This is a genomic window from Nocardiopsis sinuspersici (assembly GCF_001998325.1).
GTDB lineage: Bacteria > Actinomycetota > Actinomycetes > Streptosporangiales > Streptosporangiaceae > Nocardiopsis > Nocardiopsis sinuspersici.
Genome location: NZ_MCOK01000001.1, coordinates 4,727,465 through 4,740,371, shown reverse-complemented (window position 1 = coordinate 4,740,371; position 12,907 = coordinate 4,727,465). Strand labels below are relative to the sequence as shown.

The window sequence follows — 12,907 nt, the reverse complement described above, 5'->3', positions numbered from 1 at the left end:
GTGACCCCTTTCGCAAGTGTTGTCACGTGGAGTGATGGACCATGGCCGACCACGCCCCGTGCCGCCGCGGCGGAACTCCGTCAGTCCTGCTCGTCCTCGGTACGGCCGGGCCCGCCCTGGCCGAAGCCGCCGTCTCCGGGACCGCCCTGCCCGGGCACGTCCGGCCCGTAGCCGCCCCGCCCGGAGCCCTCCGCCCTGGGCCGCCCGTCGCGGGGCTCGTCGGGGTTCCCCGGCTCGGCGGTGTTGAAGATGGTCAGCCGGGTTCGGCGCACCAGCTCGCCCCGCACCCCGGCACCGCCCTCGGGCCCCGCCGGACGGCCCCGCCGGGTCACGGCCCGCCGCGCCGCCTCGAGTTCGTTGGCCAGGTGGAACACCTGCTCGCGCAACTGCTCCACCTCGTGCTCCAGTTCCAGGATCCGCTTGATCCCGGCGAGGTTGACGCCCTCGTCCTGGGACAGACGCTGCACCTGGCGCAGCGTCTGCACGTCGCGCATGGAGTAGCGGCGCCCGCGGCCGGACGCGCGGCCGGGCGAGACGATCCCCAGTCGGTCGTACTGCCGCAGGGTCTGGGGGTGCATCCCCGCCAGCTCGGCGGCCACCGAGATCACGTAGACCGGAGCGTCAGCGCCGAAGGAGTCGTTCACGTCGTTCACACACCCTTCGCCCGCGCCTCAAGGCCGTCGCGCGGGTCGTAGTCGGAGGTCGCGGCGCGAAACTTCTCCAGAGCCTCGCGCGCGTCACCGTTGAGTGTCCTCGGCACCGCAACCTCGACCGTGACGAGCATGTCGCCGGCGGTGCCGTCCCTGCGGGTCGCGCCCTTGCCGCGTACCCGGAGCTTGTGCCCGTTCTGCGTGCCCGGCGGGATCTTCACCGTCACCGGGAAGCCCTGGAGGGTCGGGATGCGCACCTCGGCGCCCAGCGCGGCCTCGGGGAAGCTCACGGGAACGGTGATCGTCACGTTGTCGCCGCTCCTGCCGAACACGGGGTGCTCCTTCACGTGGACGACGACGTAGAGGTCGCCCGCCGGTCCGCCGTTCTCCCCGGGCGCGCCCTTGCCCTTGATGCGGATCCGCTGCCCGTCGGACACGCCGCCGGGGATGCGGGTCTGGATGGTGCGGGTGCTCTTGCCGCGCCCGCTGCCGTTGCAGGTGGGGCAGGGGTCGTCCACGACCAGGCCGCGGCCCCTGCACTCGCTGCACGGCTCGGACAGCGAGAAGCCGCCCAGGTTGGTGTTCTCGTGCCCGGTGCCGGAGCACTTGGGGCACATCCGCGGGGCGGTGCCCGTCCTGGCCCCGGTGCCCTTACAGGTGGGGCACGCCGACTCGCTGGCCAGCTTGAAGGAGCGCGTGGCCCCCTCGACCGCCTCGCGGAAGGTCAGTGTCGTCTCGGTCTCGACGTCGGCGCCGCGCCTGCTGCGGGCTCCGCCGCCGCCGCGCCCGCGGCCGCCGAACAGTCCGCCGAAGAGGTCGCTCAGGCGCTCACCGCCGGGGGCCCCGCCCGTGCCGGGACCCTGGCCGAACAGGTCGCCCATGTCGAACCCGCCGGGGCCGGTACCGCCTCCGCCGGGCCGGTAGGAGCCGCCGAACAGCGAACGCGCCTCGTCGTACTCCTTGCGGCGCTTGTCGTCCGACAGGACGTTGTAGGCTTCGGAGATCTCCTTGAAGCGGTCCGCCGCCTTCGGATCCTCGGTGTTCGCGTCGGGGTGGTTCTCCCGGGCCAGCTTGCGGTAGGACTGCTTGATCTCGTCCTTCGAGGCGGTCTTTGAGACTCCGAGGACCTTGTAGTAGTCCTTCTCCAGGTAGTCCTTGGTGCTCATCGACTGGTGCCTTCTCCCGCTGGTGCCGGTTGCGTCCGATGCTTCCACGTGGCCCCGGACCGCGTCGGTCCGGGGCCCGTCTCCGTCTCCGGCCGCGGCCCCGCGTGAGCGGCGGCCGCGGCCGGAGGGTCACGGGCGGACCCGTTACTTGTCGTCTTCGCCGTCGGCGTCGGTGCCGGCCGCGCCGGACGGCTCGGAGGTGTCCCCGCCGCTTCCGGCGGTGGACCCGGACGACTCGGCCGAGGCCTCGGCGTCCTCCTCCGCGGGCTCCCCGACGACCACGCGGGCCGGACGGAGGATCCTCTCACCCATGCGGTACCCGGGCTGGAACACCTCGATCACGGTCTGGGTGGAGATACCCGGAACCGGGACCAGGGTGAGCGCCTCGTGGAGGTTGGGGTCGAACTCGTCGCCCTTCTCCGCGTACCGCTCCAGGCCCAGCTTGGCGACCGTGGCCTCCAGGGCCTCGCCCACCGCCTTGAACCCGCCGTTGAGCTCGTCGTGCTCGCGGGCGCGCCCGACGTCGTCCAGGATCGGCAGGAGTTCGCCGACGACCTGTGCGGTGGCCATCTCGCGGACGGTCACGCGGTCGCGGTCGACGCGCTTGCGGTAGTTGGCGTACTCCGCCTGCACCCGCTTGAGGTCGTTGGTGAGCTCGACGACCCGCTCGTCGGCGTTGATCGCCTCGCTCACCACCGACTCCGGCGTGTCCGGGACCTCGGGGGCGTCGTCCTCCAGGTCGGCCTCGACGACCTCCTCCTCGGCGACCTCGGGGATCTCCTCGGTGTCGTCGCCCTCGGCCTCGGGATTCCTGACCTCACCCGTCTCGGGGTCGATCCGGCGGTTGTCGCGGATCACCGGTCCCTGGCGCTCCTCGCCCTCACCGGCGCCGTTCGTGTTCTCCGACGGAGTCATCTGCGACGTGTCTCCTTCCTCGGCTCGACCTCGGATCAGGACTGGCTGCCCTTGTCGTTGCCCTTGTCGTTGTCCTCGTCGACGATCTCGGCGTCCACGACGTCGCTGTCGTCGGAGGCGTCCGAGGTGCCCTGACCCGCGTCGCCCTCGGCGCCGCCCTGCTCGCCCTGGCTGTAGATCGCGGAACCGATCTTCTGGCTGGCCAGTGCGACCTTCTCGCTGGCGGTGCGGATGGCCTCCACGTCGGAGCCCTCCAGGGCGGTCTTCAGCTCGGCGACCGCCGCCTCGGTCTCGGAGCGCACGTCCGCCGGGATCTTGTCCTCGTTGTCCTTGATGACCTTCTCGGTCTGGTAGACGAGGGACTCGGCGTTGTTGCGGACCTCGGCCTCCTCGCGGCGCTTGCGGTCCTCCTCCGCGTACTGTTCGGCGTCGCGGACCATCTTGTCGATGTCCTCCTTGGACATCGCCGAACCGCCGGAGATGGTGACGGACTGCTCCTTGCCGGTGCCCAGGTCCTTCGCGGTGACGCTGACGATGCCGTTGGCGTCGATGTCGAAGGTGACCTCGATCTGCGGGACGCCGCGCGGCGCCGGGGGCAGACCGCTCAGGTCGAAGACACCCAGCTTCTTGTTGTACTGGGCGATGTCGCGCTCACCCTGGTACACCTGGATCTGCACGGACGGCTGGTTGTCGTCGGCCGTCGTGAAGATCTCCGAGCGCTTGGTCGGGATGGTCGTGTTGCGCTCGATGAGCTTGGTGAACACGCCGCCCTTGGTCTCGATGCCCAGCGACAGCGGGGTGACGTCCAGCAGCAGGACGTCCTTGACCTCGCCCTTGAGCACACCGGCCTGCAGCGAGGCGCCGATGGCCACGACCTCGTCCGGGTTGACGCCCTTGTTGGGCTCCTTGCCGCCGGTCATCTCCTTGACCAGGTCGACGATGGCGGGCATACGGGTCGAGCCGCCGACGAGGACCACGTGGTCGATCTCGCTGAGCTGGATCCCGGCGTCCTTGATGACCTGCTGGAACGGGGCCTTGGTCCGCTCGACCAGGTCGGAGGTCAGGCGCTGGAACTCGGCGCGGGTGAGCTTCTCGTCCAGGTGCAGCGGGCCCTCGGCCGAGGCCGTGATGTAGGGCAGGTTGATCGCCGACTCGCTGGAGCTGGAGAGCTCGATCTTGGTCTTCTCCGCGGCCTCGCGCAGGCGCTGGAGGGCCATCTTGTCCTTGGACAGGTCCACGCCGTTGGAGTTCTTGAAGCGCTCGACCAGCCAGTCGACGATGGCCTGGTCCCAGTCGTCGCCGCCCAGGTGGTTGTCGCCGTTGGTCGCCTTGACCTCCACGACGCCGTCGCCGACCTCCAGGAGGGAGACGTCGAAGGTGCCGCCACCGAGGTCGTAGACGAGGATCGTCGCCTCGCCCTCCTTCTCCAGGTGGTAGGCCAGCGCGGCCGAGGTCGGCTCGTTGATGATGCGCAGGACGTTGAGGCCCGCGATGGTGCCGGCCTCCTTGGTGGCCTGGCGCTGGGAGTCGCTGAAGTAGGCCGGGACGGTGATGACCGCGTCGGTCACGTCCTCGCCCAGGTAGGCCTCGGCGTCGCGCTTGAGCTTCTGGAGCACGAAGGCGCTGATCTGCTGGGGGTTGAAGGTCTTGTCGTCGATCTTCACCGACCAGTCAGTGCCGATGTGGCGCTTGACCGAGCGGATGGTGCGGTCGACGTTGGTGACGGCCTGTCGCTTGGCCACCTCACCGACGAGCACCTCGCCGTTCTTGGCGAAGGCGACGACGGAAGGGGTGGTGCGCGAACCCTCGGCGTTGGTGATGACCGTCGGCTCGCCGCCCTCCAGGACAGCGACGCAGGAGTTCGTCGTACCGAGGTCGATTCCGACCGCACGTGCCATGGTTGCTTCCTCCGTCAAAGTTGAGTCGTTCAGACGTAAGTTTGCTTCGTCGAGTGGCGGCTGTCAAATCAGTTGAGTCGCCCCGACTCAAGTTGGGTCCTACGCCCTGACAACGGCTGGCCCGGCCCGGATGTTCCCGGCCTGGGCACTCTTCGACGGAGATGTGGGGGAACCCCGGGACAACTCGGGGAGATCCTTGACCTGGAAACCAGGGATCCTCAGGGGTGTCCGGGGGGAGTGCCCGGGGTGGTGGCCGTTCCACTCCCGCGCGTGCCGCAGTCTGGTAACGGGAGGAGCGGTCGGGAGGAACGGTGAAGTCACCGATACCCCCGCCGCGTCGTCCGGTGCCGGCCGTCCGCTACACATAGGACGTGCGGTGTGCCAGAACTCCGTTCGGCCGCACCCGCGCGGTCCGCCGCGGGCGTCGGCCGACGCGGGCGCACGCGCGCCGGCCGGGCCCTCGCGGCCCGGTGGCACGCGGCGACGGCGGCGCTCCCGGAGGGGCTTCTCGGGGGCGGTCGGACCCCTCCGGTGGTGGCCGCGCTATTACTCGTAAGTAACATAGACTTGGACCGCCGGTGTGTGGCGCACCGGACGACGAAGTCAGGATGGGAGGCCACGGACGATGCTGTACCTGACACTGGGCATCATCACCTCGGTCTTCGCCGTGGTCGCGTTCACCATGTTCGCTCTGGGAATCCGCCAGATCGTGCGAACCGTGGGTGTGGGCCGTACGGCGGAGCCGGATCGCAAGGGACCGCTCGGTCAGCGTCTCACCATGACGCTCATCGAGATCCTCGGACACGGGCGGATGCTCAAGCGGCCCTGGGTCGGCGTCGCCCACTGGTTCGTGATGGTTTCCTTCCCGCTGCTGGTCTTCACGGTCGTGGAGGCCCAGGGCGAGGTCTTCGACCCGCACTTCCACCTGCCGGTCATCCACGACTGGGCCCTCTACGGCCTGGTCATCGAGGTCATCGCCGCGGCCAGCCTCGCGGGCATCGTCGGCCTGACGATCTACCGGCTGCTCAACGGCCCCAAGCGCCTCGGCCGCCAGTCCCGGTTCACCAACTCCCGGCACTGGACCGCGTACTACGTCGAGGCCTACCTGTGGGCCCTGCTGATCTCGATCTTCGTGATCCGCGGCTTCAAGTCCGCGATGGGCGACTTCCCCTTCCCGGCCTGGGCCACGCCGATCTCCACCGCCCTCGGCACGGTCCTGCCCGGCGATCCCGCGATCGCCGAGCCCGCCATCGCCCTGGTCGCCGCGTTCAAGCTGGTCATCAGCTACCTGTTCTTCATCGTCATCGCCCGCGTGCTCACGATGGGCATCGGCTGGCACCGCTTCCTCGCGCCGTTCAACATCTTCTTCAAGCGCAACGCCGACGGATCCCCGTCCCTGGGCGCCGCCAAGCCGATGATGGACAAGTCGGGCACCAAGCCCCTCGACTTCGAGGAGGCCGACCCCGACGAGGACCCGTTCGGCGCGGGCAAGCTGGAGGACTTCACCTGGAAGGGCCTGCTGGACTTCAGCACCTGCACCGAGTGCGGACGCTGCCAGTCCCAGTGCCCGGCCTGGAACACCGGCAAGCCGCTCTCGCCCAAGAAGGTCATCCTCGACCTGCAGGCGCACGCCTACGAGAAGGCCCCGTACCTGCTCCAGGGCATCACCGAGGAGACCCTCGCCGAGAAGCCCGACGAGAGCCACCAGGGCGTGGACGTGCTCGCCCTCCTCAACCGGCCGCTGGTCGGCACCGAGGAGGAGGGTGGCGTCATCCACCCCGACGAGCTGTGGGCCTGCACCAACTGCGGCGCCTGCGTCGAGCAGTGCCCGGTCGACATCGAGCACATCGACCACATCCTCGACATGCGCCGCTACCAGGTCATGGTCGAGTCCAACTTCCCGTCCGAGGCCAACACGCTCCTGAAGAACCTGGAGAACAAGGCCAACCCGTGGGGCATGGCCGAGGACCGGCGCATGGACTGGATCCAGGAGCTCGCCGAGAAGGAGAACCCGGTCGAGGTCGAGGTCGTCGACGACAAGCTCTCGCCCGACACCGAGTACCTGTTCTGGGTCGGCTGCGCCGGTGCCCTGGAGGACCGCGCCAAGAAGACCACCAAGGCCATCGCCGAGCTGCTGGACATGGCGGGCGTCAAGTTCGCCGTCCTGGGCGGCATGGAGGCATGCACCGGTGACCCGGCGCGCCGCCTGGGCATGGAGTACGTCTTCCAGATGCTCGCCCAGCAGAACGTGGAGACGCTGAACGAGGCCGGTGTCACGAAGATCGTGGCCAGCTGCCCGCACTGCTTCAACACCCTCGCCAACGAGTACCCGCAGCTCGGCGGCACCTACGAGGTCGTCCACCACAGCCAGCTGCTGGCCAAGCTCGTGGAGGAGGGCAGGCTCACGCCGGTCAACTCCGTGGACGAGAACATCACCTATCACGACCCCTGCTTCCTGGGCCGCCACAACAAGGTGTACACGCCGCCGCGCGACATCATGGCGCAGGTCCCCGGGGTCAAGACGCAGGAGATGCACCGCCACAAGGAGCGGGGCTTCTGCTGCGGCGCCGGTGGCGCGCGCATGTGGATGGAGGAGCGGATCGGCAAGCGCATCAACACCGAGCGTGTGGACGAGGCGCTGACCACCAACCCCGACACCGTCTCCACCGCCTGCCCGTTCTGCCAGGTGATGCTCGGTGACGCGATCAACGAGAAGAAGTCGCAGGGCGAGGCGAAGGAGTCGCTGGAGGTCGTGGACGTCTCCCAGCTGCTGCTGCGCTCGGTCCGGGAGGCTCCCAAGGAGAAGCCCGAGCCCGCCGACGCACAGAGCTGACGCCTGAGGGCCCGGAGCCTTCCGAGGGGGCCGGCGCCGACCACGGGTCGGTGCCGGCCCCCTCGCGCGCCTCGGGCCGGCGCGGGCGGCCCTCACGCGGAGAGGTGCTCGGTGAGGAAGTCCTCCAGCACGGGCCGGGTGACCTGGCTGGCGAGCCCTCCCCAGTTCAGGTCGAACATGTGCTCGGCCCAGGGGATCTCCAGGAGCCGGTGCTCCACCCCGGCGGCGCCGAGCCGGGCGGCGAGGCGGCGGTTGTCCTCCACGTCCAGGAACAGGTCGTGGCCGGACATGACCAGCAGGGTGGGAGGGGTGTCGGAGGAGACGTGGGTGATCGGCGAGATCATCGCGTACTCCCCGGGCACCTCGTCCGGGGTGCCGCCCATCATCCGCACGGTGTCCTCGTCCAGCTCCTCCCGGATCGGGGAGTGCCGCAGGCGCCACGGCACCCCGGGGGCGTCGGCGGTCCCGTCGGCCACCGAGTACCAGGCCACGACCGCGTCGACGCCGATGCCGCGCACGTCGCAGCTCGGCGGGATCTCCTCCGCCGACGTGTACCCGGCCAGGAGGGCGATCAGGCCGCCCGCCGACTGGCCGGTGACGGCGACCCGTTCGGGGGCCGCCCCGTACTCCTCGGCGTGCTCGCGGGCCCAGCCGATCGCGCACTTGACGTCGGAGACCGGTACCGACCAGCCGCCGTCGGGGAAGTAGCGGTAGTCGACGTCGAACACCACGTGCCCGCTGTCGGCGAGCCACGTGTCCCACCGGGGGAGAAGGCTCTGCGGCAGGTCGTCCGCGCCCCCGTGGACGTTCACCACGATCGGCGGCGGGGCGCCGCCGTCCCGGTCCCTCGGCTCCCACACGTCCACCTCCAGCTCCTCGGGGGCGGAGGCGCCGACGCCGGACCCGCCGGTCCGCAGGTAGACGCGGGTCTCGGGCTCGCGGTCGGTGCCGGTGGCGAGCCCGGCGGTGTACGCGCCGGGGCCGAGCGGGACGCCCTCGGCGCGGGCGGTGGACCAGATCGCCGCGGGCGGGACGAGCGCCGCGACCAGTACGGCACCGTTGGCCGCCGCGGCCGCCGCCGCGAGGCGCCGCCTCCACACCGCTCCGGCGCCACCGGTGGACGGACGCCCTCCGGCGCGCGCCTTCGCGCGTCGCCGGACGCGTCCCGACGCGACGAGGGACGACAGCAGGCCGAGGGCGGCCAGGGCGGCGAACACCAGGCTGAACTCCAGTGCCAGCAGACCGAGCTGCCACGCCGTCCAGGAAGGCGGCGGCAGCAGGACGAGCGCAGCGGCGCCCGTGCCGGGAAGGGCCGCCGTGGCCGCCAGGACGGTCGCCGTCCAGCGTCCGGCGGTGGCCGCGCGGCCTCGCCCGATGCTTCGGGGTGTCATGCTTCCTCCTTTTGATACGAGTGTATCGATACGAGCGTATCAAAGCGGGGAGTGTGTCAGACTACGGCCGTGCCCAGGTACGTAGACAAGGAAGAGCGCCGCCGCCACGTGGCCGCCGCGCTCCACCGGATCGCCGCGAGGGAGGGCCTGGAGAGCGTCAGCATCCGTACCGTCGCGGCCGAGGCGGGACTCTCCGTCGGAGCCGTCCAGCGCGACTTCGGCACCAAGGACGAACTGCTCCGCTTCGCCCTGCGCGAGATGCTCGCCAACGTGGAGCGGCGGTTCTCCGAGATCCGCGTCGGCCCGGGGGGGCTGTCCTTCGCGGAGGGGCTGCGCCGTGTCCTCACCGACCTGCTGCCCACCGACGACGAGCGCCTGGCCGAGGCCCGCGTCTGGTCCGCGTTCTACGCGAGGGCCGCCGTGGACGCCGGCTTCGCCGACACCCTCGCCGAACTCGACGCCCGGGCACGCGCGGCCCTGCGCTCCGCCGTCGGCTGGGCCGGCGAACAGGGGGAGCTGGCACCGGGGCAGGACCCGGACGCCCTGGTGGAACTGCTGCTGGTCCTCGTGGACGGGATCTGGCTCAGCGCCGTCCGCCAGCCGCCGGGCGCCTCGCTGGACGCCCAGCGCGCGGCCGTGGCGGCGGCCGTCGCCGCCGTCACCGTCGAGGGAGGACGGGAGGCGCGCCGCGGATGACATTTGTCAGTGCGTCCGCCGGGAGGTTCCGCACCGGCAGCCTGTGACAACGGCGTCTGTCCGGCGGACCCCGGTCCACGGGAGCCTGGACGCATGACGACGACAGCGAACACCGCGACGGCCGGCCCCGGCCACCGGGACACCACCGGCCCGGCGGTGGTCGTCCGCGACCTTCGCCAGCACTACGGCGACTTCGAGGCGGTCAAGGGGGTCTCCTTCGAGATCCACCCCGGCGAGCTCTTCGCCCTCCTCGGCACCAACGGCGCGGGCAAGACCACCACCATCGAGACGCTGGAGGGCTTCCGCCGCCCCAGCTCCGGCAGCGTCCGGGTCTTCGGCCTCGACCCCCACGGCCACCCCCGCGGAGTCCGTGAGCGCACCAACGCCGTCCTCCAGGGCAGCGGCCTGCTGGAGGACCTGAGCGTCGACGAGACCATGGGCCTCGCCCACGACCTCGCCGCCGGCCCCCGCGACACCGCGGAGGTCCTGGACATGGTGAACCTGACCGACAAGGGCGGGGTCGCGGTCCGCCAGCTCTCCGGGGGGCAAAAGCGCCGCCTGGACCTGGCCCTGGCCCTGGTGACCAGGCCCGAGGTGCTGTACCTGGACGAGCCGACGACCGGCATGGACCCCGAGGCGCGGCTGGAGACGTGGCGGGTCGTCTCCGAGCTGAAGAGGGACGGGGTGGCGATCCTGCTCACCACCCACTACCTGGAGGAGGCCGAGCGGCTCGCCGACCGGCTGGCGATCATGCACCGCGGCGAGGTGAGGGTCGAGGGCACCCTGGCCGGCGTGCTGGCGGGCTGGGGGGACCGGGTGGGCTTCCGGCTCCCCGAGAACGTACGCACCAGCGACCTGCCCGACCTGCCCGGCGCCGACCTGGCCGTGGAGACCCGCGACCACGCCCTGTGGGCCACCTACACGGCCATGGACGAGGACGTGGCCGACCGGGCGCACCACACGGTCGCGGCACTCGTGGCCTGGGCCGCCGAACACGGCACCACGCTCAAGCACCTCCAGGTGCGTGGCGCCTCCCTGGAGGACGTCTTCCTCCAGGTCGCGGACGGCGCCTCGGACCTCGTCTCGGGCTGAGCGGCCTCCCCGCCCGCACCGGGGCTCCGTCCCCCGCCGTCCCCCACAGACTCCAGGAGCACAGATGAGTACGACCACCGCCGCCCCGCCGCGTTCCCGCCCCTCCATCGGCTGGGCGAGGCAGACCCTGCGCCTGACCAGGACCGAGTTCACCCTGTTCGTGCGGTACAAGACCGCCTGGATGTTCCTGGCCCTGCCGCTCTTCCTGCTGTTCGTCGCGATGGGCCTGCCCTCCGAGGACGTCTTCCCCGGGGTCAGCAGCAGCACGCTGTCGATGGCCGCGACGCTGGGCAGCATCGGTGTGATCGTGGGCGTCGGGCACGCCTCGAACGTGTTCACCGCGCGGCGGGAGTCGCTGGTGCTCAAGCGGTTGAGGGTGAGCGGTGTGCCCCAACTGGCGATCTTCGGCGCCCTCACCGGAGTCGTGGTGCTGTTCTCGGTACTGGTCGCCGTGCTGATGGCCGCCCTGATCTTCGCGACCTCCGGCGTGCTGCCCCGGGACCCGCTGATGCTGCTGGTGGCCGTGGTGCTGAGCGCGCTGTCGATGACGCTGGTCGGGCTGCTGATCACGCCGACCGTGCGCAACGCCGAGGCCGCGCAGATGGCGGCGATGGTGCCGATGATGATCCTGCTGTTCGCGAGCGGGGTGTTCCTGCCGATGGACCTCCTGCCGGACACCGCGCGCCAGGTGGTGCAGCTGTTCCCGGCCACACCGAGCAGCGACATGGCGCAGGCCGCCTACAGCGGATACGACGTGTTCGGCGGCTACGCCGACGCCGAGGAGCCCGGCTACCTCGGCCTGTGGGCGGCGGCGCTGCCCTCCGTCGGCGTCATGTTCGCCTGGATCGCGGTGCTGGGGCTGCTGGTGCGCCGGTACTTCAGGTGGGACCCCCGCCAGCCCTGAGGGGCGGCGGTACGGGAGTGCCGGGGAGGCCGGGGACGGCGGTCTCCCCGGCGCGGCACACTGGAGCCGTCCACAGGTGTGGACACGGAGGCCGGGGAGGGGATCCGGCCCTCGGACCGGTCGCCGCACCGGTCCGGTCGGGAACCGCCCAGCCCAGGAGGAGGCACCGCGTTGACAGAGCACGGGACACCGCCGGCCGGGGACGTCCGGAACGGCCGCAAGCTCCGCGTCGCCAGGCTCATCATCCTGGCGTCGATATCGTTCCTGCTCGTCGCGCTGCTCGTCTTCCCGCTGATGGAGGTGACCATGGCCGGGGAGGGCTTCTCCCCGTGGCGCTCCCTCGCCGCCGCCGGCATCTCGGTCCCGCTCGGCGTCACGCTCGTGCTGCTGCTGCGGAGCAGGCTCGACGGAAGGCGTGACCCCGACCCCCGGCTCTACTGGGGTTCGGTCGCGCTGACCGTCGTCGGCGCGGCGGCCCTCCAGCACCCCTTCCTCTCCATGTCCTTCCTGGCCGCCTGGTGGGGGGTCGGAGTGTTCGTGGCGCCCCGCAGGCGGGGAGCCGTGGTCACCCTGGGGCTGCTGGCGGTGCCCTGGCTGCTCATCCCGCTCAGTCCCCTGGACATCCACTTCCTCGCCTACCTGGCGGTGTGGCTCTTCGCGATCGCCTGGGCGCTGGTCCTGGCCGCGGGGTCCCTCGCCTCGCTCTGGCTGTGGGACGTCACCAACGACGCGGTCCGGGGCCAGGCCGCACGCGCCCAGCTCGCGGTCACCGAGGAGCGCCTGCGCTTCGCCCGGGACATGCACGACCTGCTCGGCCACAGCCTGTCGGCCCTGGCGGTCAAGGCCGAGCTGGCGGGCAGGCTGGCCGAACGCGCGCCGGAGCGGGCCGCCGCGGAGATGACCGAGGTGCACGAGCTCGCCCGCAAGGCGCTCCAGCAGGTGCGCACGGCGGTGAGCGGCTACCGCGAGGTCGACCTCGCGGGCGAGGTGGACGCGGTGGGCTCCGTCCTGGCCGCCAACGGCACCCGGGTGTCCGTCACCGGGCTGGACGGCCTGGCGCTGTCCCCGGAGCGTGCGTCGCTGGCGGCGTGGGTGGTCCGGGAGGGCGTGACCAACGTGCTGCGGCACAGCGACGCCACCGAGTGCCAGATCGTCTTCACCCCGACCAGGGACACCGCGGTGGGCCGGGTCCTGGTGGTGGAGGTGTCCAACGACCGGGCACGCGGGGACGGAGCCATGGAGGGGTCCTCCGGCAACGGGCTGGCGGGGCTGTCCGAGCGCGTCTCGATGAGCGGCGGAACCCTGTCCGCGGCGCACACCGGGAACGGCGGTTTCCTGCTGCGGGCCGTGATCCCCCTCTGA

10 protein-coding genes are annotated in these 12,907 nt (G+C 71.2%); 5 read left to right on the top strand and 5 right to left on the bottom strand.

Annotation, left to right across the window (positions count from 1 at the left end; genetic code table 11):
• Nucleotides 1–80: 80 nt before the first annotated feature.
• The 4 genes from NOSIN_RS20495 to dnaK form a co-directional block, all read right to left on the bottom strand.
• Nucleotides 81–653, bottom strand: coding sequence for a heat shock protein transcriptional repressor HspR (locus tag NOSIN_RS20495; RefSeq protein ID WP_077692310.1), 573 nt, complete (start codon nt 651–653; stop codon nt 81–83).
• Nucleotides 650–1,816 (bottom strand): molecular chaperone DnaJ, encoded by a 1,167-nt coding sequence (gene dnaJ, locus NOSIN_RS20490; protein ID WP_077692309.1) that lies wholly within the window; start codon nt 1,814–1,816, stop codon nt 650–652. Before dnaJ ends, NOSIN_RS20495 begins: the two co-directional genes overlap by 4 nt.
• 144 nt (nt 1,817–1,960) lie before the next feature.
• A complete protein-coding gene (gene grpE / locus NOSIN_RS20485; RefSeq protein ID WP_077692308.1) occupies nt 1,961–2,731 on the bottom strand; it encodes a nucleotide exchange factor GrpE in 771 nt (256 codons plus the stop codon).
• A 35-nt stretch (nt 2,732–2,766) separates the two neighbouring features.
• A complete protein-coding gene (dnaK, locus tag NOSIN_RS20480) occupies nt 2,767–4,629 on the bottom strand; it encodes a molecular chaperone DnaK (RefSeq protein ID WP_077692307.1) in 1,863 nt (620 codons plus the stop codon).
• A gap of 625 nt (nt 4,630–5,254) precedes the next feature.
• Between dnaK and NOSIN_RS20475 the strand changes: the two genes are divergently transcribed.
• The gene (locus NOSIN_RS20475) at nt 5,255–7,462 is read left to right on the top strand and encodes a (Fe-S)-binding protein (RefSeq protein WP_077692306.1); all 2,208 of its coding nucleotides are present in this window, start codon (nt 5,255–5,257) and stop codon (nt 7,460–7,462) included.
• A 92-nt stretch (nt 7,463–7,554) separates the two neighbouring features.
• On the opposite strand, the gene NOSIN_RS20470 is transcribed toward NOSIN_RS20475, so the two are convergent.
• Nucleotides 7,555–8,853 (bottom strand): alpha/beta hydrolase, encoded by a 1,299-nt coding sequence (locus tag NOSIN_RS20470; protein ID WP_077692305.1) that lies wholly within the window; start codon nt 8,851–8,853, stop codon nt 7,555–7,557.
• A gap of 69 nt (nt 8,854–8,922) precedes the next feature.
• Here NOSIN_RS20470 and NOSIN_RS20465 point away from each other — a divergent pair, with 69 nt between their 5' ends.
• From NOSIN_RS20465 to NOSIN_RS20450, 4 genes are all read left to right on the top strand, one after another.
• Nucleotides 8,923–9,549 carry a TetR/AcrR family transcriptional regulator gene (locus NOSIN_RS20465; protein ID WP_077692304.1) on the top strand — a complete coding sequence of 209 codons (627 nt, stop codon included), beginning with the start codon at nt 8,923–8,925 and terminating at the stop codon, nt 9,547–9,549.
• A gap of 93 nt (nt 9,550–9,642) precedes the next feature.
• Nucleotides 9,643–10,641 (top strand): ABC transporter ATP-binding protein, encoded by a 999-nt coding sequence (locus NOSIN_RS20460; protein WP_077692303.1) that lies wholly within the window; start codon nt 9,643–9,645, stop codon nt 10,639–10,641.
• A 64-nt stretch (nt 10,642–10,705) separates the two neighbouring features.
• Nucleotides 10,706–11,545: an ABC transporter permease gene (locus NOSIN_RS20455; protein ID WP_077692302.1), complete on the top strand. Its 840-nt coding sequence runs from the start codon at nt 10,706–10,708 to the stop codon at nt 11,543–11,545.
• 171 nt (nt 11,546–11,716) lie between these two features.
• Nucleotides 11,717–12,907 carry a sensor histidine kinase gene (locus tag NOSIN_RS20450; protein WP_077692301.1) on the top strand — a complete coding sequence of 397 codons (1,191 nt, stop codon included), beginning with the start codon at nt 11,717–11,719 and terminating at the stop codon, nt 12,905–12,907.

Coding starts and splice junctions, on each gene's coding strand:
- dnaJ (WP_077692309.1), bottom strand. CDS start 1,816: ATGAGCACCAAGGACTACCTGGAGAAGGACTACTACAAGGTCCTCGGA.
- grpE (WP_077692308.1), bottom strand. CDS start 2,731: ATGACTCCGTCGGAGAACACGAACGGCGCCGGTGAGGGCGAGGAGCGC.
- dnaK (WP_077692307.1), bottom strand. CDS start 4,629: ATGGCACGTGCGGTCGGAATCGACCTCGGTACGACGAACTCCTGCGTC.
- NOSIN_RS20475 (WP_077692306.1), top strand. CDS start 5,255: ATGCTGTACCTGACACTGGGCATCATCACCTCGGTCTTCGCCGTGGTC.
- NOSIN_RS20470 (WP_077692305.1), bottom strand. CDS start 8,853: ATGACACCCCGAAGCATCGGGCGAGGCCGCGCGGCCACCGCCGGACGC.
- NOSIN_RS20460 (WP_077692303.1), top strand. CDS start 9,643: ATGACGACGACAGCGAACACCGCGACGGCCGGCCCCGGCCACCGGGAC.
- NOSIN_RS20455 (WP_077692302.1), top strand. CDS start 10,706: ATGAGTACGACCACCGCCGCCCCGCCGCGTTCCCGCCCCTCCATCGGC.